At 65.2% G+C, this 23,867-nt stretch carries 24 protein-coding genes; 14 read left to right on the plus strand and 10 right to left on the minus strand.

Features of this window, described 5'->3' with window-relative positions; all coding sequences use genetic code 11:
* Window positions 1-158 precede the first annotated feature (158 nt).
* The 3 genes from ACVILL_RS26185 to ACVILL_RS26195 all read right to left on the minus strand — a co-directional run bounded on the left by ACVILL_RS26185 (window position 159) and on the right by ACVILL_RS26195 (window position 2,759).
* Window positions 159-1,073, minus strand: coding sequence for an SDR family oxidoreductase (locus tag ACVILL_RS26185; protein ID WP_456731671.1), 915 nt, complete (start codon window positions 1,071-1,073; stop codon window positions 159-161).
* Between the two features lie 128 nt (window positions 1,074-1,201).
* Window positions 1,202-2,341 (minus strand): thiolase C-terminal domain-containing protein, encoded by a 1,140-nt coding sequence (locus tag ACVILL_RS26190; protein ID WP_456731672.1) that lies wholly within the window; start codon window positions 2,339-2,341, stop codon window positions 1,202-1,204.
* Between the two features lie 4 nt (window positions 2,342-2,345).
* Window positions 2,346-2,759, minus strand: coding sequence for a Zn-ribbon domain-containing OB-fold protein (locus ACVILL_RS26195; RefSeq protein WP_050420086.1), 414 nt, complete (start codon window positions 2,757-2,759; stop codon window positions 2,346-2,348).
* 229 nt (window positions 2,760-2,988) lie between these two features.
* On the opposite strand from ACVILL_RS26195, the gene ACVILL_RS26200 reads away from it, so the two are divergent.
* The 12 genes from ACVILL_RS26200 (at window position 2,989) to ACVILL_RS26255 (ending at window position 14,297) form a co-directional block, all read left to right on the plus strand.
* Window positions 2,989-4,254: an amino acid ABC transporter substrate-binding protein gene (locus tag ACVILL_RS26200; RefSeq protein ID WP_456731673.1), complete on the plus strand. Its 1,266-nt coding sequence runs from the start codon at window positions 2,989-2,991 to the stop codon at window positions 4,252-4,254.
* A 45-nt stretch (window positions 4,255-4,299) separates the two neighbouring features.
* Entirely contained in the window at window positions 4,300-5,223 is a 924-nt protein-coding gene (locus ACVILL_RS26205) for a branched-chain amino acid ABC transporter permease (RefSeq protein WP_456731674.1), read from the plus strand.
* Window positions 5,216-6,136: a branched-chain amino acid ABC transporter permease gene (locus ACVILL_RS26210; protein ID WP_456731675.1), complete on the plus strand. Its 921-nt coding sequence runs from the start codon at window positions 5,216-5,218 to the stop codon at window positions 6,134-6,136. The genes ACVILL_RS26205 and ACVILL_RS26210 overlap by 8 nt, the downstream gene beginning before the upstream one ends.
* On the plus strand, window positions 6,126-6,854 hold the full coding sequence (locus ACVILL_RS26215; RefSeq protein ID WP_456731676.1) for an ABC transporter ATP-binding protein: 729 nt from the start codon (window positions 6,126-6,128) through the stop codon (window positions 6,852-6,854). The genes ACVILL_RS26210 and ACVILL_RS26215 overlap by 11 nt, the downstream gene beginning before the upstream one ends.
* Complete coding sequence (locus ACVILL_RS26220) at window positions 6,844-7,581, plus strand: ABC transporter ATP-binding protein (protein WP_456731677.1); 738 nt, start codon at window positions 6,844-6,846, stop codon at window positions 7,579-7,581. Before ACVILL_RS26215 ends, ACVILL_RS26220 begins: the two co-directional genes overlap by 11 nt.
* Window positions 7,581-8,921: an acyclic terpene utilization AtuA family protein gene (locus ACVILL_RS26225; RefSeq protein WP_456731678.1), complete on the plus strand. Its 1,341-nt coding sequence runs from the start codon at window positions 7,581-7,583 to the stop codon at window positions 8,919-8,921. Before ACVILL_RS26220 ends, ACVILL_RS26225 begins: the two co-directional genes overlap by 1 nt.
* Before the next feature lies 1 nt (window position 8,922).
* Window positions 8,923-9,261, plus strand: coding sequence for an AtuA-related protein (locus ACVILL_RS26230; protein ID WP_456731679.1), 339 nt, complete (start codon window positions 8,923-8,925; stop codon window positions 9,259-9,261).
* Between the two features lie 5 nt (window positions 9,262-9,266).
* On the plus strand, window positions 9,267-10,616 hold the full coding sequence (locus ACVILL_RS26235; RefSeq protein ID WP_456731680.1) for an amidase: 1,350 nt from the start codon (window positions 9,267-9,269) through the stop codon (window positions 10,614-10,616).
* Complete coding sequence (locus ACVILL_RS26240; RefSeq protein WP_456731681.1) at window positions 10,609-11,295, plus strand: DUF2848 domain-containing protein; 687 nt, start codon at window positions 10,609-10,611, stop codon at window positions 11,293-11,295. Before ACVILL_RS26235 ends, ACVILL_RS26240 begins: the two co-directional genes overlap by 8 nt.
* Before the next feature lie 158 nt (window positions 11,296-11,453).
* Window positions 11,454-12,200, plus strand: coding sequence for a 2OG-Fe(II) oxygenase (locus ACVILL_RS26245; protein ID WP_456731682.1), 747 nt, complete (start codon window positions 11,454-11,456; stop codon window positions 12,198-12,200).
* 13 nt (window positions 12,201-12,213) lie between these two features.
* Window positions 12,214-12,867: a DNA oxidative demethylase AlkB gene (gene alkB, locus ACVILL_RS26250; protein ID WP_456731683.1), complete on the plus strand. Its 654-nt coding sequence runs from the start codon at window positions 12,214-12,216 to the stop codon at window positions 12,865-12,867.
* A gap of 215 nt (window positions 12,868-13,082) precedes the next feature.
* On the plus strand, window positions 13,083-14,297 hold the full coding sequence (locus ACVILL_RS26255) for an MFS transporter (RefSeq protein ID WP_456731684.1): 1,215 nt from the start codon (window positions 13,083-13,085) through the stop codon (window positions 14,295-14,297).
* Window position 14,298: 1 nt separating this feature from the next.
* Here the strand turns inward: ACVILL_RS26255 and ACVILL_RS26260 are convergent, their stop codons facing one another.
* From ACVILL_RS26260 to hpaH, 6 genes are all read right to left on the minus strand, one after another.
* Window positions 14,299-15,927 carry a thiamine pyrophosphate-dependent enzyme gene (locus tag ACVILL_RS26260; protein ID WP_456731685.1) on the minus strand — a complete coding sequence of 543 codons (1,629 nt, stop codon included), beginning with the start codon at window positions 15,925-15,927 and terminating at the stop codon, window positions 14,299-14,301.
* A gap of 24 nt (window positions 15,928-15,951) precedes the next feature.
* The gene (locus ACVILL_RS26265) at window positions 15,952-16,824 is read right to left on the minus strand and encodes a fumarylacetoacetate hydrolase family protein (RefSeq protein ID WP_456731686.1); all 873 of its coding nucleotides are present in this window, start codon (window positions 16,822-16,824) and stop codon (window positions 15,952-15,954) included.
* Window positions 16,825-16,835: 11 nt separating this feature from the next.
* Window positions 16,836-17,819 (minus strand): 3,4-dihydroxyphenylacetate 2,3-dioxygenase, encoded by a 984-nt coding sequence (gene hpaD, locus ACVILL_RS26270; RefSeq protein WP_456731687.1) that lies wholly within the window; start codon window positions 17,817-17,819, stop codon window positions 16,836-16,838.
* Window positions 17,820-17,946: 127 nt separating this feature from the next.
* Entirely contained in the window at window positions 17,947-19,491 is a 1,545-nt protein-coding gene (gene hpaE, locus ACVILL_RS26275; protein ID WP_456731688.1) for a 5-carboxymethyl-2-hydroxymuconate semialdehyde dehydrogenase, read from the minus strand.
* Window positions 19,484-19,882 carry a 5-carboxymethyl-2-hydroxymuconate isomerase gene (locus tag ACVILL_RS26280; RefSeq protein ID WP_456731689.1) on the minus strand — a complete coding sequence of 133 codons (399 nt, stop codon included), beginning with the start codon at window positions 19,880-19,882 and terminating at the stop codon, window positions 19,484-19,486. Before ACVILL_RS26280 ends, hpaE begins: the two co-directional genes overlap by 8 nt.
* 21 nt (window positions 19,883-19,903) lie before the next feature.
* On the minus strand, window positions 19,904-20,710 hold the full coding sequence (hpaH, locus tag ACVILL_RS26285; protein WP_456731690.1) for a 2-oxo-hept-4-ene-1,7-dioate hydratase: 807 nt from the start codon (window positions 20,708-20,710) through the stop codon (window positions 19,904-19,906).
* 107 nt (window positions 20,711-20,817) lie between these two features.
* Here hpaH and hpaR point away from each other — a divergent pair, with 107 nt between their 5' ends.
* The gene (hpaR, locus tag ACVILL_RS26290) at window positions 20,818-21,351 is read left to right on the plus strand and encodes a homoprotocatechuate degradation operon regulator HpaR (RefSeq protein WP_456731691.1); all 534 of its coding nucleotides are present in this window, start codon (window positions 20,818-20,820) and stop codon (window positions 21,349-21,351) included.
* Window positions 21,352-21,377: 26 nt separating this feature from the next.
* Here the strand turns inward: hpaR and ACVILL_RS26295 are convergent, their stop codons facing one another.
* A complete protein-coding gene (locus ACVILL_RS26295) occupies window positions 21,378-22,631 on the minus strand; it encodes a GntR family transcriptional regulator (protein WP_456731692.1) in 1,254 nt (417 codons plus the stop codon).
* 29 nt (window positions 22,632-22,660) lie between these two features.
* On the opposite strand from ACVILL_RS26295, the gene ACVILL_RS26300 reads away from it, so the two are divergent.
* Window positions 22,661-23,806, plus strand: coding sequence for an ABC transporter substrate-binding protein (locus ACVILL_RS26300; protein ID WP_456731693.1), 1,146 nt, complete (start codon window positions 22,661-22,663; stop codon window positions 23,804-23,806).
* Window positions 23,807-23,867: the final 61 nt, after the last annotated feature.

Consider the following 23,867-nt stretch of genomic DNA (forward strand, 5'->3'; position numbering starts at 1 on the left):
GAGTGTGTCGCCTCCGCTGTTTCGCGGAGGCGACCAATTCATAAAACTGTTAGATCGCGGACCTCATCCTGAGGAGCCGCGCAAGCGGCGTCTCGAAGGATGGGCCACGGGCCTCATGGGTTCGAGACGGCGCGTTGCGCCTCCTCACCATGAGGGTCTCAGATCGGATCCCAGGTGAAGACGTCGGCCGAGCGGTCGAGCTTGGCGAACGATCCCTTCAGCGCCGGCATGCCGTGTTCGGCAATGGTCTCGGGCGTCCAGCCTTCGCCGCGATGCACCGAGCGCACCGGACGATGCTGGCCGAACAGGAAGATCTCGTTCATGCGCACGCCGAAGATCTGTCCGGTGACGTCCTTGGCGGCATCCGACAGCAGATAGGCGCAGACCGGCGCAATCTTCTCCGGGCCCATCTGCTTGATCTTCTCGACGCGCGCCTTCTCGGCGTCGGTCTCGGTCGGGATGGTGCCGATCATGCGGGTCCAGGCGAACGGCGACACGCAGTTCGAACGCACGTTGAAGCGGCCCATGTCGAGCGCGATCGATTTCGACAGGCCGACGATGCCGAGCTTGGCGGCGGCGTAGTTGGCCTGGCCGTAATTGCCGATCAGGCCGGAGGTCGAGGTGAAGTGCACGAACGAGCCCGACTCCTGCTCGCGGTAGATGCGCGCCGCGGCGTGGCTGACGTAAAACGAGCCCATCAGATGTACCTTGATGACGGCCTCGAAGGCTTCCACGCTCATCTTGTGGAAGATCATGTCGCGCAGGATGCCGGCATTGTTGACGACGCCGTCGAGCCGGCCGAAGTGATCGGTCGCGGTCTTCACGATCTTGCTGGCGGGAATCGCTTCCGCCACCGACTCGAAATTGGCGACCGCGGTGCCGCCACGCTTCTTGATCTCCTCGACGACCTCCTCGGCGGGCGCGGCGCTGGTGCCGGCGCCATCGGACGCGCCGCCGGGATCGTTGACCACGACCTTGGCGCCTTCCGCCGCGCAAAGCAGCGCAATCTCGCGGCCGATGCCGCGGCCCGCGCCGGTGACGATGATGACCTTATCCTGCAGTGATTTTGCCATGTGGGTTCTCCTATCTATTCCGTCATTCCGGGGTACACGAAGTGCGAACTATGTTGCGCAATTGCGCACCTGAGAATCTCGAGATTCCGGGTCTGGTCCTTCGGACCATCCCGGAATGACGGAGGTTGTTACCTCTCGTTCGTAAAGATGATCGTGCCTGACGCGGCGAACATGCCGCCGACGCCGTGACAGACCGAGATCTTGGCGTTCGGCACCTGCGCCGGCGCGATGCCGCGCATCTGCCGCACGCTCTCCTGCAGCGCGTACATGCCGTACATGCCGGAGTGCATGTAGCTCAGGCCGCCGCCATTGGTGTTGAGCGGCAGCTTGCCGCCGGGGCGGGTGTTGCCGTCGGCGATGAACTTGCCGGTTTCCTCATAGGGCATGAAGCCGAGGTCGCCGAGGCCGTACAGCGGCAGATGCGCGAAGGCGTCGTAGATCATCAGATGATCGACGTCCTTGTGGGTGATGCCGGCTTCCTTGAAGGCGAGCGGGCCCGCCACCTTGAAGGCGCGCGAACTGTCAAACGTCTTCATCTGGCTGACCATCGGTGTTTCCACGCTCTCGCCGGTGCCGAGGATGTAGACCGGCTTCCGCGGGAAATCCTTGGCGCGGTCGGCCGAGGTGAGGATCAGCGCGCCGCCGCCGTCGGTGACGAGGCAGCATTGCAGCAGCCGGAACGGATAGGCGATCATCCGCGAATTCAGCACGTCGGCGACCGTGATCGGATCCTTCATGGTCGCGCGCGGATTCTTCGCCGCCCATTCGCGCTGCACGACCGCGACCATCGCAAGCTGCTCATGGGTGATGCCGTGCGTCTTCATGAAGCGCAGCACGGGAATCGGGAACATGCTCGGCGGGCCGTAGACGCCGAACGGTGCCTCGAATTGCCCGTTGAGGCTGTCGGGTGCGGTGAAGCGCGGCTGCTTGCCGATCATCGACTTGCCGCTCTCGGCGTGCGTGATCAGCACGGTCTTGCAGAGCCCGGCCTCGATCGCGGCCGCGGCGTGGCGGACATGCAGCATGAAGGAGCAGCCGCCGACCGAGGTGCCGTCGACCCAGGTCGGCGTGATGCCGAGATAGTGCGCCATCTGCTGCGGGGTCTCGACGGCGGTGGCGAAGCCGTCGATGTCCGACAGCTTCAGGCCGGCATCCGCGATCGCATTCAGCGCCGCGTCCGCGTGCAGCTGGATCTGCGACATGTTGGGGATGACGCCGAGTTCGGTGGTTTCGGCCGCACCGACGACGGCAACCTGGTTCCTGCGCATCGCGTTACCCCTTCGCCGGACGGAACAAGGGAAGCGTGATCTTGTCGTCGAGTGCCTCGAAGGCGACCTCGAGCGGCATGTCGAGCTCGAGCGCTTCCGGCGTCTGCGGACAATCGATGATGTTGCTCATCATGCGCGGACCCTCGTCGAGCTCGACGACCGCGATCGCATAAGGCGGCGTGAAGCCGGGTGCGGCGGGGCGATGGTTGATGACATAGCTGTAGAGCTTGCCCTTGCCGCTGGCCTTGAAGACGGAGACCTTGCGCGAGGCGCAGGAGGGGCAGAACGGCCGCGGCGGAAAGTAGACATTGGCGCAGGCGTCGCAGCGCTGCAGACGCAGCTCGCCGGCCTTGGTGCCGTCCCAGAAATGCTGGGTCTCGGGCGTCGGTTTTGGTTTCGCGCGCGCGGGCTCGGCCATGTCTGATGTCTCCTCCCGAAATCGTTCCAGTCTTGATGCGCCATTGAACCGAGGCCCGTCAACGGTCCATCCATGCACCGCGCAGCGGCCTGTGTCCTGCGCATGCCGCATATTCCGCCCCTCGCACAATTGCTAAGGCCGCGATGCTTGTGTCGCTTCGATCCGGCGCGTAGAAGGGCCGCGTCCAAGACACGCCCAGACACGTCAGAGATACCCGGGGAGGAATAATATGATGCTGAGGATCATCGGCGCGGCACTCGCTGCCAGCCTCGCATTTGCCACGCAGGCCGGCGTTACGCAGGCAGTGGCCGCCGACGCACCGTCGGAGATCAAGATCGGCACGCTCTACGCATCCTCGGGGCGCTACGCCTCGATCTCGATGCCGGTCTACAGCTCGCTGAAATTGTGGGTCGAGCAGAAGAACGCCGAGGGTGGCGTCTTCGTGAAGGCGTTCGACAAGAAGATCCCGATCAAGCTCGTCTCCTATGACGACCAGAGCAACACGGCGACCGCCGCGACGCTTTATAACCAGCTCGTCACCCAGGATAAGGTCGACCTCCTGGTCGCCGATTCCGGATCGGTGCTGACGGCGCCCGCGGTTGCGATCGCGCGCGATCACAAGATGTTCCTGTTCGACCAGACCGGCACCGGCGCGAGCTTCTTCTCCAAGGACAATCCCTACATCGCGCTGATGGCCGACCCGGTGTCGACGGTCTGGCCGAAGCCGGTCGCCGACTTCATCAGCCACGACGGCCCGGGCCTCGGCATCAAGAAGGTCGCGATTCTCTATTCGACCAACGAGTTCACCGGCACCCAGGCCAACGCGTTCCGCAAGTTCGTCAAGGAGTCCGGCGCGCCGATCGAGATCGTCTACGACCAGGGCGTTCCGACCGAGACCACCAACTACAACGTCATCATCAACAACATCAGCAACGCCAATCCCGACGCGGTGATCCATTTCGGCTATGCGCCGAACGACATCGCCTTCCTGCGCAACGTCCAGGACGTCGGCACCAAGTTCAAGATGCTGTTCGCGATCTACGCCGGTCTCGAGACCGAGCTGCTCGAGAAGAACGTCGGCGCCAAGGGGCTGGAGCACATCTGGACCTATGTGCCGCCGTCCGAGCTGGACTATCCCGTCAATTTCGGGATGAACATGAAGGATTTCCGCGCCGCCTGGACCAAGAAGTACAACGACGGCAAGATGGAGTTCGGCTTCAACGCGGTGGCCGGCTACACCACTGCGCTGGTGATCGAGAAGACGCTGTCGGTTGCGACCAGCCTCGACCAGATGGAGCTGCGCCGCGCGGTGTTCTCGCTGAGCGGCCAGCTCAAGACGCTGGACGGCACCTTCGCGCTGGACGAGACCGGCGGCCAGATCGGCGAACTGACGCCGCTCGGCCAGCTCACGGTCGACGAGCACGATCACATCAAGTTCGTCTCGATCTACCCGCACGAGACCGCCACCGGCAAGCCGATCTATCCGGCGCCGTGATGCAGTCTGAAGTGGCAGGCGTAACGTTCGGCGGCGAGCGGTAGCATGACCTATGCGCTCGTTGCCGGCGTGCTGTTCGGGCTGTATTTCAGCCTGGTCGGCATCGGTCTCAATCTCGTGTTCGGCGTCATGCGCATCGTCAATCTTGCGCATGGCGACATCCTGATGCTGGGCGCCTTCATCGCGCTCGGCGTGGTCGGCATCGCCGGCATCGACCCGCTGTTCGCGGTGCCGCTGGCCTTCGTGGTCTTCGTGCTGGCGGGCGTGCTGCTGTACTGGGTGCTGGTGCCGCGGCTGCAGGGCTCGGCCAATCCGGAAATGCTGTCGATCATCCTGTTCTTCGGCCTCTCGCAGGTGATCGAAGCCATCACCACGATCTTCGCCGGCACCAGCGAGCGCTCGATCCAGAGCCGGCTGCTCGGCACCGTGTTCACGACCATCAAGGTGAAGTGGTTCGGCGGCAAGGCCGGTGGCGCTGGGCCGATCCAGATCTTCGGCCAGGGCTTTCCCGCGCCCTGGGTGATCGCCGCCATCACCAGCCTGATCGCGATCGCGCTGGTTTATCTCTATCTCTATCACACGCGGCTCGGCACCCTGACGCGCGCGGTGATGTCGCGCCGCGACGAGGCCTTGGCGACCGGCATCGACGTCGATCGCGTCTCGGCTGCGGCGTTCGGCATCGGCCTCGGGATCGCTGCGGTCGCCGGCGTGTTCGCTCCCTTCATGTTCGGCTCGGTGACGCCGGCCTTCGGCGCCGATGCGACGGTGACGTCGTTTGCGATCGTCGTGCTGGGTTCGCTCGGCAATCCGCTCGGCACCGCGCTCGGCGGTGTCGTCTACGGTCTCTGCTACATGCTGGTGCAGACCTATCTCAGTTCCTGGGCCGACTTGCTGCCCTATGTGTTGCTGATCGTGATCCTGTTGTTGCGCCCGAGCGGTCTGCTCGGAAGGCGGGTGCGCGTTGCATAACGCCTCGAAACACCTGCTGTTCATCCTGGCGCCGCTGGTGGTGGTGTTCGCACTGCTGCCCGGCGTCTATCAAAACCATCTGCTGCTGTTCAACTTCGTGATCTTCCTGATCCTCGCGCAAGGCGTGAACATCATCTATGGTTTCACCGGCTATCTGCCGTTCGGCTATGTCGGCTTCTTCGGGGCCGGCGCCTATGGCTTTGCCATCATGGTGATGCATCTGCACATGCCGGCGCCGTTCGCCGTGCTGGTCGGCGGCGGCGTCGCGGTTCTGCTCGGCCTGCTTCTGACGCCGCTGCTGCGGCTATCGGGTGCGTATTTTGCGATCGCCAACCTCGCGGCCTCGCTCGCGGTGCTGCACTTCGTCGCCAACCCGGCGCTGGAGGGGATCACCAAGGGGCCGTACGGCGTGTCGCTCACCGGCACGTTCAATCCGACGCACGCATATTATGCGGCTGTCGTGGTGATGGCGCTGACCGTCGGTGCGGTGGTGTATCTGAAGAACTCGCCGTTCGGGCTCGCGCTGCAGGCCGTGCGCGAGGATGCGGTGTCGGCCTCGATGGCCGGCGTCAATATCGTGAAGATGCGCGTGATCGCCTGGCTGGCCTCGGCACTGGTCGCGGGCCTCGCGGGCGGCATCTACGCCTGGTATGTCTCGGTGTTCTATCCCGACAACGTGTTCTCCGGCGAGTTCTCGATCTTCGCGATCGTGTTCGCGCTGTTCGGCGGCGTCGCCACCATCACCGGACCGATTGTCGGCGTGCTGATCCTCTACGGCATCTACAATCTGATCGGCTTCACCACGCCGCAATATTTCCAGTTGATCTACGGCCTGTTGATCATGGGCCTGGTGCTGTTCCTGCCCGCAGGACTGGTGTCGCTGGCAACGCGCAGGGGGTGGCATGTCCCTTGAGAAAGCCCCCATCCTCGAGGTCTCGAAGCTGATCAAGCGCTTCGGCGGCTTCCACGCGCTCGACGGCCTCAGCTTCCATGTCGTACCCGGCGAGATTCTCGGCCTCGTCGGTCCGAACGGCTCGGGCAAGACCACGGCGATCAACGTGATCTCCGGCCTTTATGCGCCCGACGGCGGCGAAGTGGTGTTCGACGGCGCGTCCGCCGGCGGCGTCGCCTCGCACAGGCTCGTGCACCGCGGTATCAACCGCACCTTCCAGGTGCCGAAACCGTTCCTGTCGCTCACAGTGCGCGAGAACATCCAGGTGGCGCTGGCCTATGGCGGCGCGACCGGCGCGCCATCGATTGCCGAGTTGCTCGAGGAATACAGGCTCAAGGAGGTCGCCGACCGTCCCGCCGCCGATCTCAACAGCGCACAGCAGAAGATGCTCGATCTGACCCGCGCGCTCGCCACACGGCCGCGGCTGCTGCTGCTCGACGAACTCGCGGCCGGCCTCAACCCGGCGGAGCTCGACTGGATCGCCGGGCGTATCAAGGCGCTGGCCGCGACCGGCATGGCGATCATCGTGGTCGAGCATCTGATGGGCTTCATCGAACAGATCACCGACCGCGTCATCGTGCTCAATGCGGGCAAGGAGATCTTCGAGGGTACGCTTGCCACCGCGGTGCGCGAGCCGCAGGTGATCGAAGTGTTTCTGGGAGGCGAGCATGCCCACTGATGCAGCGCCGCTTCTGGACGCCAAGCCACTTCTTGACGCAAAGCGCGTCGATGCCGGCTACGGCACCATGCAGGTCTTGTGGGGCGTCGATCTCGACGTTCGCCCCGGCGAGACCGTGCTGCTGCTCGGCGCCAACGGCGCGGGCAAGACCACCTTCCTGAAATCGCTGGTCGGCCTGATCGAGGCCCGCAACGGCCACATCAAGCTCGGCGGCGAGGACATCACCCGAATGCGATCGTCGGATCGCATGAAACGCGGCATGACCTACATGTCGGAGCTCGCGGTGTTTCCGGATCTGTCGATCGAGGAGAACATCCGCGTCGGCGCGCAGGCGCTGGGTCATGCCAATCCGGGTGCGCGGGTCGACGAACTGTACGGCCTGTTCCCGGTGCTGCGCGACAAGCGCCGCGATCCCGCCTCCAGCCTGTCGGGCGGCCAGCGCAAGATGCTCGGCATCGCCAAGGCGTTGTCGGCCGAGCCGAAGCTCCTGGTGATGGACGAGCCTTCGGCCGGGCTGTCGCCGCTGTTTGTCAAGGAGGTGCTCCGTGCGCTGTCCAGCCTGCAGGGCCGCGGATTGGCGCTCTTGATCGCCGAGCAAAATATCGGTTTTCTTGAGATTGCCACCCGCGTATTTGTGCTGGAAGGCGGACGCATCCGCTTCTCCGGCTCGGTTGCCGAGATGAGCGGCAATGAAGAGCTGCACCGGGCGTACTTCGGATTGAAGTGATGCGGACGATCAGGATCGGATCTGGCGCAGGCTATTCGGGTGACCGGATCGAGCCTGCGGTCGAGCTCGCCGAAAAGGGTGGGATCGATTACCTCGTGTTCGAATGCCTCGGCGAGCGCACGGTCGCGCTGGCGCAGCAGGCGCGCATGAAGGATCCGCAGAGCGGTTATGATCCGCTGCTCGAGGAACGGATGCGCGCCGTGCTGCCGCTCTGTGCCGGGAAGGGCATCAAGATTGTCACCAATATGGGCGCGGCCAATCCCGAGGCCGCGGCACTCAAGACCGCCGAGATCGCGAAGTCGCTCGGGCTGGCGTCGCTGAAAGTCGCGGCTGTCGTCGGCGACGACGTGCTTGATGCCTGCAAGGCCGGCGATCTTCCCATCATGGAGTTCGACGGCACGATCGGGCAACTCGGCAACCGGCTGTTGTCGGCCAATGCCTACCTTGGTGCGGAGCCGATGGCGGAAGCGCTGAATGCCGGCGCCGATATTGTGATCACAGGGCGAGTGTCCGATCCGGCGCTGTTCCTGGCGCCGATGATTCACGCATTCGGCTGGAAGATGGATGACTGGAATCTGCTGGGGCAGGGCACGGTCGCCGGCCATCTTCTGGAATGCGCCGGTCAGATCACCGGCGGCTATTTTGCCGATCCCGGCTACAAGGATGTCGCCGGCCTTGCGCGGCTCGGTTTTCCGATCGGCGAGGTCAGTGAAGACGGCTCGCTGGTCGTGACCAAGGTCGCCGGCAGCGGCGGCGCGGTCACCGCGCAGACCTGCAAGGAGCAATTGCTCTATGAGGTTCATGATCCGGCCAGATATCTGCAGCCGGACGTGGTTGCGGATTTCTCCGAGGTGACCGTCGAGGAGATCGGCCCCGACCGTGTCCGTGTGAGCGGCGGCCGTGGCACCAGGCGCACCGAGACGCTGAAGGTGTCGGTCGGCTATGTCGACAGCTATATCGGCGAAGGGCAGATCTCCTATGCCGGACCCGGCGCCCTGGCGCGTGGCCGGCTCGCGCTGGAGATCGTCCGCGAGCGGTTGAAGCTGACCGGTGTGGCCACAAGCGAGTTGCGGTTCGACCTGATCGGAATCGATGCCCTGCACGGTCCCGAGGTCTCCGCCGTCGCAAACGAGCCCTATGAGGTCCGGGTCCGCGTGACCGGCCGCACCGAGAATCTCCGTGAGGCGGTTCGCATCGGCAACGAGGTCGAGACGCTCTACACAAACGGCCCGGCGGCGGGTGGCGGCGCCTGGAAATCGGCGCGCGACGTCGTCGCGGTTGCCTCGGTCCTGCTGCCGCGCGAACTGGCAAAACCGCAAATCCGCTTCGTGGGAGCCTGATGTGAAGTTGCGCGAGATCGCCCATTCCCGCACCGGCGACAAGGGCAACACATCGAACATTTCGGTGATTGCCTATGATCCCAGGCATTACCCGCTGCTGCTGGCGCAGGTGACGAGCGAGCGGGTCAAGGCGCATTTTGCCGGCGTGGTCGAAGGCGGGGTGACCCGCTACGAGCTTCCCGGCATCTCGGCGCTCAACTTCGTGATGACCGGAACGCTTGGCGGCGGGGTGACGCGATCGCTCGCGCTCGATGCGCATGGTAAATCACTGAGCTCGGCGCTGCTCGATCTGGAAATCGACGGCAATCCGGGTGACAATCAGCCATCAGTCACGAAGTGAAAGCCATGCCGCAGAATCCGACACTCGCCTCCCTTGCCGCCGATCTCGCCAGCGGCGCGACCTCCGCCCGCAAGCTCGTCGAGCAGTGCATCGCCAAAATTGCCGATCCCGCCGGCGAGGGCCAGCGCACCTTCATCCATGTCGACCGCGAAGCCGCGCTCGACGCCGCCGATGCGATGGACCGGCTGCGCAAGGCCAATGCCGCGCCGTCGCCCTTTGCCGGCATTCCGGTCTCGATCAAGGACCTGTTCGACATCAAGGGGCAGGTGACGCGCGCGGGCTCCCGGGCGCTGGAGGATTCGGCGCCGGCTGATGTCGACGCGCCTGTCGTGGCGCGGCTCAAGCGCGCCGGCTTTATCGTGATCGGCCGCACCAACATGACCGAGTTCGCCTATTCGGGCATCGGCATCAATCCGCATTACGGCACGCCGAAGAGCGCCTGGAACCGGAGCGTCGGCCATGTGCCCGGTGGGTCGTCCTCGGGTGCTGCGGTCTCGATCGCCGACCGCATGGCGTTCGGCGCGCTCGGCACCGACACCGGCGGCTCCTGCCGGATCCCGGCCGCGTTCAACGGCATCGTCGGCTACAAGCCGACGCAGCGCCGGATTCCGCTCGATGGCGGCGTGCCGCTGTCGTTCACCTTGGACAGCTACGGCCCGCTGGCCAATTCAGTCGCCTGCTGTGCCGCGCTCGATGCGGTGCTGGCCGATGAGCCGGTGACGCCGGTCACTCCGCGTCCGGTGAAGGGCATGCGGCTCGCGGTGCCGTCCACGGTCGCGCTCGACGACCTTGACGATGCGGTCGCAAAAACCTTCGAGCGCGCGCTCGCGGCGTTGTCGCGCGCCGGCGCGCTGGTCGAGCACATCGAGGTGCCTGAGCTGCTCGACGTCGGCGTCATGAACGCCAAGGGCGGCTTTGCCGCAGCCGAGAGCTATGCCTGGCACCGCTTCCTGCTGGCGAGCAAGGGCGACATCTACGATCCGCGCGTCGCCGTGCGCATCCAGCGCGGCGAAGGGTTCCTCGCTGCCGACTATATCGACCTCCTCAATGCGCGCCGTTCCTTCATCGCCCGCACCGAGAAGCGGATCGCGCCCTATGATGCGCTGGTGCTGCCGACCACCGCGAACCTGCCGCCGAGCATCGCCAGCCTCGCCGACGACAAGGCGTTCGCCACCGAGAACCTGCGCGCGCTGCGCAACCCCTCGCTGATCAACACGCTCGATGGCTGCGCCATCTCGTTGCCCGCGCATCGCGAGGGAGAGGCGCCGGTCGGCCTGATGCTCGCCGCCGCGGGCGGTTCGGATCGCCGCATCTTCGAGCTCGCGGCCGGAATGGAGACCGTCATCCGTGTTTGATCTCACCTTCAATGTCGACGACAAGGGCGTCGCTACGCCGCTCACGCTCGAAATCAGGCAGGCCGTGATCGCCGGCTGGACCGGCCGCGATCCGGTGGCGCGCGACAAGCATATCGCCGAGCTCGAAGCGCTTGGCATCGCGCGGCCGGCGACCACGCCGATCTACTACCGCTGCTCGGCGCGCCGGCTCACATTCGCCGACACCATCGAAGTCTGCGGCGAGGATTCGAGCGGCGAGGTCGAGTTCGTGCTGATCGGCTGGCAGGGCCGCACCTTCGTCGGCTGCGGCTCGGATCATACCGACCGCAAGGTCGAGAGCTACAGCGTCACGGTGTCGAAGCAGATGTGCGACAAGCCGGTCGCTTCCGAACTCTGGGAGCTCGAAGATGTCATCGGCCACTGGGACCAGCTGGTGCTGCGCTCCTGGGCCACGATCGGCGGCGAGCGCGTGCTCTATCAGGAAGGCACGCTCGATCACATGCTGCCGGTGAAGGACCTGATCGCGCGCGGTTTCGACAACGGCGTGCTGCCCGATGGCTGCGCCATGTTCGGCGGCACCTTCGCGGCCAAGGGCGGCATCCGTCCCGCCAGCCGCTTCGAGTTCGAGCTGGAAGACCCGGTGCTGAAGCGGAAGATCGGCCACGGCTACGACGTGATCACGCTGCCGGTGCGGGGCTAAATTCTTTCCGCGCGTGCCGTCATAGAGCGGACGAATACTCTCTCCGCGCGTCGTCCCGGCGAAGGCCGGGACGACGCCGTGAATGTGGCGGCGATCTTGAAACATTCCACTCGGAAATCGGGTGGCGCGGGCCGGGATGAAGGGCCAGATTTCGGCCCATGACAGCAACAGCCAAAACCATCACCCGCAGCCCAGCCATTGGCGTCCCAGCCCGTGTCGACGGGCTCCCCTGGGACCAGATCACGGCCGACCTCGACGGGCAGGGCTGCGCCGTTCTGGGCGGCCTGCTGACGGCTGAGGAATGCGATGCCATCGCCGCGCTCTATCCCGACGATAGCCGGTTTCGCAGCAAGGTCGTGATGGGCCACCACGGCTTTGGCCGCGGCGAGTACAAATACTTCTCCTATCCGCTGCCGGACCTGATCGCGGAGCTGCGGCCGGCGCTGTATGCGCGGCTGACCGCGACTGCCAATCGCTGGAACCAGACGATGGGGATCGAGATCAGCTATCCCCCATCCCACACGGCATTCCTGAAGCGCTGCCATGACGCCGGGCAGGCGCGGCCGACGCCGCTGCTGCTGCAATATGGCGAAGGCGACTACAATTGCCTGCACCAGGATCTCTACGGCGAGCACGTGTTTCCGATCCAGGTCGCGATCCTGCTGTCGCAGCCGGGACGTGATTTCACCGGCGGCGAGTTCGTGCTGACCGAGCAGCGGCCGCGGATGCAGTCGCGGCCCGAGGTGGTGCCGCTGACGAAGGGCGATGCGGTGGCGTTTGCCGTGCATCATCGTCCGGTGCAGGGGACACGCGGGCCCTATCGTGTCAATCTGCGCCACGGCGTCAGCCGGATTCGCACCGGCCATCGCCACACCGTCGGTGTGATCTTCCACGACGCGAAGTGAGTGCGAGAGAGGCGTGGCTGCTGATCTGTTCGAAATGGTTGGCGATGCGCGGCCGCCGCGCGAGACGATCGCTGACGGTGCGGTGCTGTTGCGCGGCTTTGTCCGGCCGTTCGAGGCCGAGCTGATCCCGGCTCTGCGCGTGATCGTCAAGCAGGCGCCGTTCCGGCATCTGATCACGCCGGGCGGCCACCGCATGTCGGTCGCCATGACCAATTGCGGCAGCGTCGGCTGGGTCTCCGATCCCAGCGGTTATCGCTATGATCCGATCGATCCTGACTCAGGACAGAACTGGCCGGCGATGCCGGACGTGTTGTGCAGGCTCGCCGCCGTTGCCGCTGCCGAGGCCGGCTTCAACGGTTTTGCGCCACAGGCCTGCCTGATCAATCGCTACGTCCCCGGCGCAAAGCTGTCGCTGCATCAGGACAAGGACGAGCTCGATTACGGCGCGCCGATTGTCTCGATCTCGCTCGGGTTGCCGGCAATCTTCCTGTTCGGCGGCCTGAAGCGCAGCGACACGCCGCGCCGCTACAGACTTGAACATGGCGATGTTGCGGTGTGGGGCGGGCCGTCACGGTTATTTTATCACGGCGTCGCGGCGCTCGCTGATGGCGAGCACAGCGTGCTCGGCCGCCAGCGCATCAATCTGACCTTCCGCAAGGTACGCTAGCCATTGCGTTGCGGAGGGTGGCTGTATTATTTCGGAATAATGGAAGTATGCAACTGAGTTGCCCGACGCGTCAAGCGCTTTTCCGAGTGCTGGCGGCCGCTTGCTCCTTTGCATGGGGTTGTTTTCGATATTTTTGGCAGCTCGTACCTTTGCTTCGTCGCTTCAGTCAGGCTAAGGGCCTCCCGCAAATGGGAGAGCTGGTCTAAACTGAGCTGATGACCACCAGGGCCGACCGCGCCGTCAATCGCACCGGCGTCTATCTCGCCGTGCTGCAGCTCGTCTTCACGCTGGGCTGGACCACCTACCTGATCTTTCTGCCGAAGCTGTGTGCCGATGTCGGAATCGCGCCGTCGACCGTCATCCTGATCCTGATGCTGGACCAGGGCATCTTCACCGTCACCGACACCGCGACGGGCATGGCCGCCGACAGAATTGCAAGCCTAGTCGGCCGTCTCGGCGTGTTCGTCGGCGTTCTTGCCGCGATCTCCTGCGCCGCCTTCATCGCGTTGCCCTACGTCGCCGGCACCGGGCCGGGCGCGAAATTCTGGCTGATCGTGTTGATCGTGATCTGGGCTGTCACATCGTCGGCTTTGCGCGCACCGCCATTGACCTTGCTCGGCAAGTATCGCGCACAACCATCGGTCCCGTTCCTCGCGGCACTGGCGATGCTGGGTTACGGCATCGCGGGCGCGCTCTCGCCCTATCTCGGGGTCGTGCTGCGCGATCATGATGCGCGGCTGCCGTTCGTGCTGTCGGGCGCCGTGCTGCTACTGACTGCGCTCGCGTTTTCAGGGATCGAGCGCCGCATCGCCGAGGAGGTACAGCCCGAGCGGCTTGCACCGCCGGCTAAGCGGCTCGGGGCGGTGCCGATGTTCCTGATCGGGTCGATGGTGCTGCTCTCGCTCGGCTATCAGCTGCACTTCAACATCAACAGCGCACCATTCTATTTGCGCTTTGCCAAATCAAATGAGTTGCAATGGCTGATGCCGGTGTTCTGGATCGGCTTCAACGTCGCGATGTTTCCGGCGAGCATCGTCGTCAAGCATCGCGGCGGCCTGATCGTGATGGGCGCAGCGGGGCTGCTCGGCGCCTTCGCGATCGTCGCCGCCGAGATCGCCGGCAGCCTCAATGTCCTGATCGTGGCGCAGTTCATGGCGGGAGCCGCCTGGGGCTGCATGCTGATGAGCGCGGTGTCTGCGGCGCTTGCGATCGGCGAGACCGGCGCCGAAGGCAAGGTCACCGGCCTCGTCTTCTCCGCGCTGGCGCTCGCGACCTTTGCGCGGATGGCGGCAGTTGCGGGCGGCCTGCAGAAGCTGCCGGACTATGCGCCGCTGGTGCACTGGGCGCCGGTCGCTTGCTGGTCGGTCGCCGGCGCCGGCCTGCTCGTGATCGCCGCGTCGCGGCTGCAACGCGGCGCAAAGCGCGTTTAGCTTAGTTATTCCGCGCCGGGTGAATGAAGGCCCAAGGGCTGACTTCCGAATCCGTCGGCACTTCCACCGAGATCACGTAGGGCCCGCCATCGGCCAGCGCCTTCTCCAGCACGGGGCGGAAGTGATCGGGCGAGGTGACGCGCGCGGCGCCGGCGCCGAAGGATTCCGCGAGCTTGACGAAGTCAGGATTGACCAGGTCGGAGGCGACGACGCGGCCGTCGAAGCGCTCGCGCTGGTCGCGGCGGACATTGCCGTAGGCATTGTTGTTGAACACCAGCGTCACGACGCCGATCCTGAACTGCACCGCGGTGGCGAGCTCCTGCACGCCGAACATGAAGCCGCCGTCGCCGGTGATCGCGACCACCGGCTTGTTCGGGTTGGCGACCTTGGCGCCGAGCGCAGTCGGAAAGCCCGAGCCGAGCGTGCCCTGATAGCCCGAGGTGACGAACGTCCGCGGCTCGTAGATCGGAAAGCCATACCAGGAGGCGAAGCCGACCTGCGACAGCTCGTCGGTGACGATAGCGTTGGCCGGCAGCACCTCGCGCAGGATCTTCAGGTAGGCCATCTGCGGCTGGATGCGCTGGATCTCCTGCTCGGTGGCGGCGGTCGCCTCGCGGATTGCGGCGCGGCGGCCCGAGGTCTTGCTGTAGCCCACCTTGCGGACGGCCGCGACGAGGTCGGCGGTGCCGGCCTTGGCGTCGGCGATCACGCCGGCATCGGCCGGCCAGCGGCGCAGCTCGACCGGATCGATGTCGATGCGCACGCACTTCAGCCCGGCCGGCTGATAGGGCCAGCGCGACATCGTCGGCAGCTCCAGCCGCGTGCCGATGCCGATCATCAGGTCGGTCTTCGGCCAGAGCTTGTAGGCGGAGGCCATCGTGAGCCCGAGCTCGTGCGCGTTGGAGACGATGCCGCGGCCGCTGCGGAATGCAACCACCGGCGCGTCGCTCATCTCGGCAAGCTCGAGGATCTCCTCGCGCGCCTCGATGGCGCCGCTGCCGACGAAGATCATCGGCGCCTTGCTGCCGGCAATCAGATCGGCCGCCGCCTTGATCCGATCCGGATCGGGTTGCGGCGCCGGCAACGGGTCGAACGGCTTCACGGAAGCGACCTGGCTGCGCTGGGTGAATACGTCCCACGGCATCTCAAGCGAGGCGGGGCCGCGGCGGCCCGACAGCATCTCCTGGAATGCGCGTGACACGATCGCGGGCGCGTTGTCGGGGTATTCGATCCGCTCCGCCCATTTCACGAAAGTGCGCAGCGTCGCGAGCTGGTCCGGCATCTCGTGCAGATGGCCGCGGCCCTTGCCCAGGAATTGGGTCGGCACCTGGCCGGTCAGGCACAGCACCGGCTCGTTGCAGCCGAACGCGGTCAGCAGCGCCGCCGAGGCGTTGAGCACGCCGGGGCCGGGTACCACGCTGAACACGCCGGGTCTGCCGCTGGAGCGGGCGTAGCCGAACGCCATGTAGCCGCAGGCCTGCTCGTGCCGCGCACCGATCACCTTGAGCTGCGCCTGGTGAAAGGCGTCGAACAGGCCGTAGATCTGCGCGCCGGGCAGGCCGAACACGGTGTCGACACCGTGGGCGACGAGGCCGTTGACGATCGCTTCGCCGCCGGATGTTGAGGTCATGGCACTGTCCACTTGCTTGTGAGTCTAGTTGGCTTCGTCGACGACGCCGTTGCGCAGAACGCCGACGCCTTCGGCTTCGACCTCGACGACATCGCCGGGCTTCAGATAGCGCGGCGGATCGAACCGCGCCCCCGCGCCGGTCGGCGTTCCCGTGACGATGATGTCGCCGGGAACCAGCGTCGTGAAGGTCGAGATGTAGTTGATGAGGTAGCGGAAGCCGAAGATCAAGCGTGAGGTGCGGTCGTCCTGCCTGACTTCGCCGTTGACCCGCGTGGTCAGGCGGATATCGGCGATCTGCGCTTCGCCGGTGTAGGGCACGATCCACGGGCCGAGACTGCCGGTGGAATCGAAGTTCTTGCCCTGGGTGACGTTGAACTTGGCGTGGCGCACCCAGTCGCGGATGGTGCCTTCATTGCAGAGCGTGATCGCGGCGATGTGATCGAGTGCTGTGCTCTCGGCGATGTGCCGGCCGGCCTTGCCGATCACCAGCACGAGCTCGCCCTCATAGTCGAGCTGCGGCGAGATGCGCGGCCGCACCACCGGTGTGTTGTGGCCGACGAAGGAACGCGGCACCCGCAGGAACATGCTGGGGTATTTCGGCGCATCCGAGCCGTCCTTGTACTCGGCATTGCGGTCCGGATAGTTGACGCCGATGCAGATGATCTTGTCCGGAGAGGGGATCGGCGGCTGCCAGGCAACCGCGTCGAGCGCGTGGTCGGGTGCGCGCTTGGCGACGTCCTCCACGAGCCTCGTCAGCGCGCCGGCGGCGATCGCTTCACGCAGGGTCGGGTAGTCCTTGGCGAAGCGCGCGGAGAGGTCGACGATGCCGCTGTCGGTGACGGCGCCATATTTGGTTGCGCCGTTGACGGAATAGGTAGCGAGGCGAGGGGCTGACATCAAATTCTCCGTCAATCCGCAACCAGCACGTCAGCGACGAAGCGCGGCTCGCGCACCGCCTGGCCCGCGAAGGTCGAGCCTTCCTCGAACCAGGAGCGCGGCGCCGGCGCGCCCCACAGCGTCTGGCGGCGCGGATCGCGCAGCGACCAGCGCAGCGGTTCGTGATCGTGATCGCCGGTGAAATAGTCGCTGGTGTAGAGCTCGATGCGATGGCCGTCGGGATCGCGGATGTAGAGGAAGAAGGCGTTGGAGATGCCGTGCCGGCCCGGACCACGCTCGATGTTCTTGAGGAAACCGGAGGAGGCCATCACGTCGCAGAGATGCACGATGTTCATCGCGGTCGGCACCCAATAGGCGATGTGGTGCAGCCGGGGACCCTTGCCGTTGGTGATGGCGAAGTCGTGGACATTGCCCTTGCGGTGCATCCAGGCGGCTGCGATGCGGCCGTTGTCGCCGTCCTCCTCGGCATATTCAGTGAGGCGGAAGCCGAGCCGGGCGTAGAAATCGACGGTGTCCTGCACCTCGGCGGCGAACACGTTGAAATGGTCGAGCCGCTGCGGATGGCAGCCCTTGTAGAGGTCGTAGCGCCGCAAGAGATGCGGGCGCTTCTCCATCGTGGCGTAGAGCTCGATCTGGAAGCCGAACGGATCGGTGAATTGCAGCGTGCGGCCCTGGAACGGCTGGTCGACGAAGGCGTAGGTGATGCCGTTCTCGGAGCAGAAGGACGCGGCCTTGTCGAGGTCGCCGTCATTGCCGACCTTGAAGCCGAGCCGGTTGCAGGCGGCCTTCGCCGCCTTGCGGAGCACCACCGAATGATGCTGGTGCTCCTCGCTGGCGCGCAGATAGACCGACTTGTCGTCGCGGTCCTCGATATGGAGGCCGACCGTCTTCTCGTAGAAGGCAGCGCTCTTGTCGAGGTCCGTGACGTCGAGCACGGCGTGGCTGCAGCGGATGATATTGAACGGCGGATCGAAGACGTGGGTCGGAACGGGCATCGGTGTTTCCTCAATCTTTGTCGTCATTCCGGGGCTCGCGAAGCGAGAACCCGGAATCTCGAGGTTCCACAATTCGCAATTGCGAATTGGGGTTCGATGCTGCGCATCGCCCCGGAACGACGGCTGGTTAAATTCCCAGTTTCTGAATCTTGTGCGTCCCGCGCGCGAGCGAGACGTGCTTGGTTTCCATGTAGAAGTCGAACGAATAGTCGCCGCCGTCGCGGCCGATGCCTGACGACTTCATGCCGCCGAACGGGGTCGGCAGATGGCGGACGTTTTCCGAATTGAGCCAGATCATGCCGGCCTCCAGCGCATCGGCGACGCGGAGCGCGCGGCCCATGTCGCCGGTCCAGACATAGCCGGTCAGTCCGTATTGCACGCCGTTGGCGATCTCGATCGCGTCGGCCTCGTCCTTGAACGGGATCACGGTCAGGAACGGACCGAACACCTCTTCCTGGGCGACGCGCATGTTCGCGTTGGCGCCGGTGACCAGCGTCGGCTGCACATAATGGCCGCCGCCGGGACCGTCATGCGGCTTGCCGCCGACCGCGATGGTGGCGCCGTCCTTCTTTGCGACGTCGAAATAGCTGCACACCTTGGCGAGGTGCCGCTCATGGATCAGCGGCCCGATCTCGGTGGCGGGATCGAGAGGGTGACCGACCTTCAGCGCCTTCACGCGCGCGGTCAGCTTCTCGATGAACTTGCCGGCGATGCTCTCCTGAACCAGCAGCCGGCTCGATGACGTGCAACGCTCGCCATTGAGCGAATAGATCATGAACACGACGGCGTCGAGCGCACGGTCGAGATCGGCGTCGTCGAACACGATCACCGGGTTCTTGCCGCCGAGCTCGAAATGCACGCGCTTCAGGGTCGGCGCGCCCTGCGCCATGATCGCCGAGCCCGTCGCGCTCTCGCCGACGAAGCCGATCGCCTTGATGGCGGGGTGCTCGGTCAGCGCCTTGCCGGCTTCCTCGCCGAAACCGTGCACGGTGTTGAGCACGCCGTCCGGGAGGCCGGCCTGTTTTGCGAGTTTGACCAGCATATCGGCTGTCACCGGCGACCATTCCGCCGGCTTGTGCACCACCGTGCAGCCGGCCGCGAGCGCGGGCGCGATCTTCCAGGTCGACAGCATGAACGGCGTATTCCACGGCGTGATCACGCCGACCGGCCCGATCGGCACGCGGGTCGAGATGTTCCAATGCTCGTCCGAGGGGGTGTTGAGGCCGTCGCGCGCTTCGCCGCATTTGTCGGCGAAGAAGCGGAAATTCTCCGCGGCGCGGATCGCAGCCTTGGCCATGAAGCGGTGCGCCTGGCCGGTGTCGATGCATTCGAGCACCGCGATGTCGTCGGCGCGCTCCTCGATCGCATCGGCGACGCGATGCAAGAGCTTGCGGCGCTGGGCCGCCGGCATGTCGCGCCAGGCCTTGAACGCCTTCGACGCAGCGCTCGCGGCACGGTCGATATCCTCGGCATTGCCGCGCGCGACCGTCGCCAGCACAGCGCCGTCTATCGGCGATTTGGTCTCGAAGGTCGGGCCGGAGGCGGCCGGCACGACCTTGCCGTCGATCACATTGCCGATGCCTTCTGCCTTCAGCTTCGCGAGCAGCGGGCCGGCGCGATCGCGATTGGCCTGGAACACGTCGGCTGACGATTTCGCCGTCGCTTTATCCATTGACCGTCTCCACCTTCAGTGCGTCGTGAATGTTGTTGCGTTTCCAGCTGGTTTCCTTGTCGTTGATCTGCACGTCGAACGACAAGGCGAACTTGCTGTTGGCGAAGACCGGATCGAGATGGGCCGACAGCGCCTTGAAGATGTGCTCGCCGGCCTTCTTGCGGGTGGCGAGGTCGCGGCCTTCGCCGAGCCGCAGCACCATGTCGAGGAAGCCGTAATTCTTGCGGCCGTCGGCGATCGCATAGTGTTCGCATCTGACCGCGCGGACGCGGATGCCGCCGAGCGGGAAGATGCCGGTCTCGACCGCGGCCTTGCGGACCAGTTCGACGGTTGCGCCCATGTCGACGAGGCCGTCGAGATTGGCAGAATATTCAAGCGTGAAATGCGGCATGCAGCGCTCCTGCGGGGTGCGTCAGGCGAAGTAGCAGCTCACGGAACCGTACGGTCCGTAATCGGCCTGGATGGTGTCGCCCTTGCGGGTCTCGATCGGACGGATGAACGAGCCCGCCAGCACGATTTGGCCGGCCTCCAGCGCCAACCCGTTCGGCGCGATCTTGTTGGCGAGCCACGCCACCGCCGTCGCCGGATGGTTCAACACGCCGGCGGCGAGACCGGTCTCCTCGAGCTGGCCGTTGCGGAAGCACAGCGCGCCGATCCAGCGCAGGTCGGCCTCCAGCGGGCGGATCGGCCGGCCGCCGAGCACGATGCCGGCATTGGCGGCGTTGTCGGCGATGGTGTCGAAGATCTTGCGCGTCGCCTTCGTCTCGGGATCGACGCGCTCGACCCGTGTATCCAGGATTTCCAGCGCCGGCACCACGAAGTCGGTGGCGTTGAGCACGTCGAACAGCGTGCAGTCCGGTCCGGCGAGACGATGCTTCATCACGAAGGCGAGTTCGGCCTCGACGCGGGTCGCGATGAAGCGGTCGCTCGGCACGAGGCCGCCATCGGCAAAGAACATGTCGTCGAGCAGGATGCCGGAATCGGGCTCGTCGATATTGAGCGCGCTCTGCATTGCCTTCGAGGTCAGGCCGATCTTGTGACCCTTGACGACGCGGCCCTGCGCCACCTTCATCTCGACCCAGGCCTTCTGAATCGCGTAGGCGTCTTCGAGGCTAATGCGGGGGTATTCCAGCGACAGCTGGCGGATTTGCTTGCGGGTCTTTTCCGCATTGTCGAGCCGCTCGGCGGCAGCGCTGATATCGTCCTTGGAGAGGGCCATGCGTGCTACACAAAAGTGGATGTCGGGAGATGATTAACATGTTAAGTTATTTCCTGCAAACTGAATCGGGGCATGTTGCAGCGCAAAATTTCGCAGTGGATTAGTCAATGGCGCGCAAGAAATTGGACGAGGTCCGGCCGGAGCAGGGCGACGACGCGGCGGCGCGACGGACCCCGATGCGCGAGTTCTCGCGCTCGCTGCCGATGTCGCTGCTCCGTGCGCGCGAAGCGGTGATGCGGCAGTTCCGTCCGTCGCTGCGCAATCACGGGCTGACCGAGCAGCAGTGGCGGATACTGCGTGCGCTCACCGCGGTCGAGGAGATCGAGGTCACCGAGCTTGCCCGTATGGCGTTTCTGCTCGGCCCGAGCCTGTCACGCATCCTGCGCGATCTCGAGGGCCGCGCGCTGATCGAGCGCAAGGCGGCGGAGAACGACGCGCGGCGCGCGGTGGTCTCGATTTCCGCCAAGGGATTGAAGCTGATCGAGGCGGTGGCGCCGACATCGGAGGTGATCTACGCCGCGATCACCAAACGCTATGGCGCGCGCAAGCTTGCGGAACTGCAGGAGATGCTCGGCGCGCTGGAGGCGAGCCTTGCCGGAATGGGCTCGGCCGAGGATGCCGAAGTCGAGGCCGACGAGTAAGCTGCAATCATGCGCGGCAATGCCGCTCAGGCCATGTAGGGCACGCGCGAGATCACGTTGATGGCGCGGAATTCGGCAATCCAGCCCGCGACCTTCGAGTGGGACCACTCGATATGGCGGCGCAGGGTCGCGGCCGCCGCGTCGCCGTCGCGCGCGCGCAAGGCGTCGATAATCACCAGATGCTCGTCCATGAAGGAGTCGATCTGCGGCGCGGTCAGGGCGACCTGAATGTGCTTGCCGATCACGAAGGCACAGTGGGTGCGCTTGAGGGCTTCGAGCATCTCGCGATTGGCGCCGTAGCCCAGGCAGCGAATATGGAGGTCGCCTTCGATCTCGTCGAGCTCGCCGACGCCGACGCGGCTGCGGAATTGAATCCCCTCGCGCAGCCGCTCCGCCATCCGGTCAAGCAGTGCGGCAGGAATCCGCGCCGTCGCGGATTTGAGCAGCAGCGGTTCGAGGGTCGCGCGCACCTCGAAGATGTCGCGGAGGCGCTCCTCATCCAGCGGCACCACGTACCAATGTGCCTTGGCGCCTTTCTCCAGGATTCCGATTGCCTGCGCACGTAGCAGTAGATTGCGTGCCACTGTGCGTCCGACCCGGAAGTGCCGCGCCAGCGCGAGCTCGCTGACGCGGAAACGTCCGAACAGCGACCGGTAGATGATCTCGCGTTCGAGCCTGTAGTAGAGCGTGTCCCAGGCGTCGCTTCGCACGGCGTCGACGGGGCCGTCGGTCAGCCCGAACATTGCCGGCGTGATCGGGACGCGCCGCGGCTCGACCTTGCGTTTGCCCGCGATGACGCCGCGGCCGTCGAACCGGCGTACCAGGCCGATGTGCTCCAATTGCTCGAAGGCCTGCCGCACCGGGGAGCGGCTTGAGCCGAACAAGGTCGCAATCGCCGACTCGGAGAGAACCGTTCCGGGCGGAACGGCGCCGGTCCGGATGTGCTTCGCCAATGCGCTCTTGATCAGCGCGTAGGCCGGCTGTTTCCGTCTGGTCTGCGATTTCGCTCTTGGAATCGACATGGATGGCTGCCCGCAGGCCACATTATCACGCGATCGCGTCTTGGTCGCTCGTAGCAGGCATTTACGCACCGTTACCAGCGAACTTTTGGCTATTGCGTGCAATGTGCAATCATGTTTAGCTATTTCAAACGCCAGATCGATGGCCGCCGTTGCACGTCTTGTGCGCTGCAGCGGTACCCATGTTTGTTCATCGCGCCATTGATGGCTGCGGACAGGGCAACAGATCGACGCGTCAGCTCGTCTCAACGCAGCCGGCATCAAGCTCGGCGCATCACAGGGAGGATGGAATGAAACTGACGAGGCGTGAGTTTTCCGCCGGCTTGGCGGCAGGTCTCGCTGCTCCCGCGCTGATGCGCAGCGCCTGGGCGCAAGGAGCGACCATCAAGATCGGCATGTGCGTGCCGGTAACCGGACCGGCCGCGGAGCAGGGGCTGTGGGCCCAGAACGGCGCCAAGCTGGCACTCGCCGCGGTCAACAAGGCCGGCGGCGTGCTCGGCAAGCAGGTCGAGCTCGTCATCGAGGACGACCAGACCACCAATCCTGGCATCGTGCTGGCGTTCTCCAAGCTCGCCGCGCAATCCGACATCGTCGCCTTCCTCGGCTCGATCCGCTCGACCCAGGTGCAGGCGATGGCGCCCGACGTGATCAAGGTCGGCAAGCCTGTCATGATCGGCGGCACCAATCCCGATCTCACCCATTCCGGCAATCCCTGGCTGTTCCGCTTCCGCCCGAACGACAATTATTCCGGCCGCGTGATCGCCGACTTCGGCGTCAACACGCTCGGCAAGAAGAAGTGGGCGATCGTCCATTCCACCGACGCGTTCGGCACCGCGGGCGGCAAGGCGCTCTCGGAAGCGCTGACCAAGCTTGGCGCGCCGCCGGTGCTCGACCAGGGCTATGCCAACCAGAGCCAGGACTTCACCCCGGTGGTGCTGGCCGTGAAGCAGTCCGGCGCCGATGTGCTCGGCACCTACTTCACCTTCGAGAACGACCTCGGCATCTTCGCCCGGCAGCTGCGCCAGCTCGGCGTCAACATCCCCTGGGTCGGTTCGCCCTCGGTGGTGGCGGTGTCCTCGACCAAGCTCGCCGGCCCGGCGCTGTTCAACACCTACGGTGTCGCCGACTTCGCCGAAGACTCGAGCGATGCCGCGAAGGCATTCGGCAAGGCCTATCGCGACGCCTACAAGACCGCGCCCGACAACCAGAGCGCCTGGCCGTACGACGCGATCACCATCCTGTCGGCCGCGATCAACAAGGCCGGCTCGACCGATCCGAACAAGGTTCGCGACGCCATCCTGGCGACACAGAAGTTCGCCGGCGCCGAAGGCGAATATAATTTCGACAAGAACGGCGACGGTCTGCACGGCTACAATGTCGTGAAGAACGACAAGGGCAAGATCGTCTACGACAAGCACATCGACTTCAACGATTGATCAGGAAGTGCGGTCACAGGTCCGAGTGTCGGCCTCGTGCGCTGAACGTGAGTCAGGGAGG

This window comes from Bradyrhizobium sp. USDA 3364, assembly GCF_054056355.1.

Coding starts and splice junctions, on each gene's coding strand:
- ACVILL_RS26220 (WP_456731677.1), top strand. CDS start 6,844: ATGCCCACTGATGCAGCGCCGCTTCTGGACGCCAAGCCACTTCTTGAC.
- hpaE (WP_456731688.1), bottom strand. CDS start 19,491: ATGGATAAAGCGACGGCGAAATCGTCAGCCGACGTGTTCCAGGCCAAT.
- ACVILL_RS26265 (WP_456731686.1), bottom strand. CDS start 16,824: ATGTCAGCCCCTCGCCTCGCTACCTATTCCGTCAACGGCGCAACCAAA.
- ACVILL_RS26255 (WP_456731684.1), top strand. CDS start 13,083: ATGACCACCAGGGCCGACCGCGCCGTCAATCGCACCGGCGTCTATCTC.
- ACVILL_RS26245 (WP_456731682.1), top strand. CDS start 11,454: ATGACAGCAACAGCCAAAACCATCACCCGCAGCCCAGCCATTGGCGTC.
- ACVILL_RS26215 (WP_456731676.1), top strand. CDS start 6,126: ATGTCCCTTGAGAAAGCCCCCATCCTCGAGGTCTCGAAGCTGATCAAG.
- hpaH (WP_456731690.1), bottom strand. CDS start 20,710: ATGGCCCTCTCCAAGGACGATATCAGCGCTGCCGCCGAGCGGCTCGAC.
- ACVILL_RS26195 (WP_050420086.1), bottom strand. CDS start 2,759: ATGGCCGAGCCCGCGCGCGCGAAACCAAAACCGACGCCCGAGACCCAG.
- ACVILL_RS26205 (WP_456731674.1), top strand. CDS start 4,300: ATGACCTATGCGCTCGTTGCCGGCGTGCTGTTCGGGCTGTATTTCAGC.
- ACVILL_RS26295 (WP_456731692.1), bottom strand. CDS start 22,631: ATGCCGGCTGCGTTGAGACGAGCTGACGCGTCGATCTGTTGCCCTGTC.
- ACVILL_RS26235 (WP_456731680.1), top strand. CDS start 9,267: ATGCCGCAGAATCCGACACTCGCCTCCCTTGCCGCCGATCTCGCCAGC.
- ACVILL_RS26190 (WP_456731672.1), bottom strand. CDS start 2,341: ATGCGCAGGAACCAGGTTGCCGTCGTCGGTGCGGCCGAAACCACCGAA.
- ACVILL_RS26280 (WP_456731689.1), bottom strand. CDS start 19,882: ATGCCGCATTTCACGCTTGAATATTCTGCCAATCTCGACGGCCTCGTC.
- ACVILL_RS26260 (WP_456731685.1), bottom strand. CDS start 15,927: ATGACCTCAACATCCGGCGGCGAAGCGATCGTCAACGGCCTCGTCGCC.
- ACVILL_RS26225 (WP_456731678.1), top strand. CDS start 7,581: ATGCGGACGATCAGGATCGGATCTGGCGCAGGCTATTCGGGTGACCGG.
- hpaD (WP_456731687.1), bottom strand. CDS start 17,819: ATGCCCGTTCCGACCCACGTCTTCGATCCGCCGTTCAATATCATCCGC.
- ACVILL_RS26200 (WP_456731673.1), top strand. CDS start 2,989: ATGATGCTGAGGATCATCGGCGCGGCACTCGCTGCCAGCCTCGCATTT.
- hpaR (WP_456731691.1), top strand. CDS start 20,818: ATGGCGCGCAAGAAATTGGACGAGGTCCGGCCGGAGCAGGGCGACGAC.
- ACVILL_RS26300 (WP_456731693.1), top strand. CDS start 22,661: ATGAAACTGACGAGGCGTGAGTTTTCCGCCGGCTTGGCGGCAGGTCTC.
- ACVILL_RS26185 (WP_456731671.1), bottom strand. CDS start 1,073: ATGGCAAAATCACTGCAGGATAAGGTCATCATCGTCACCGGCGCGGGC.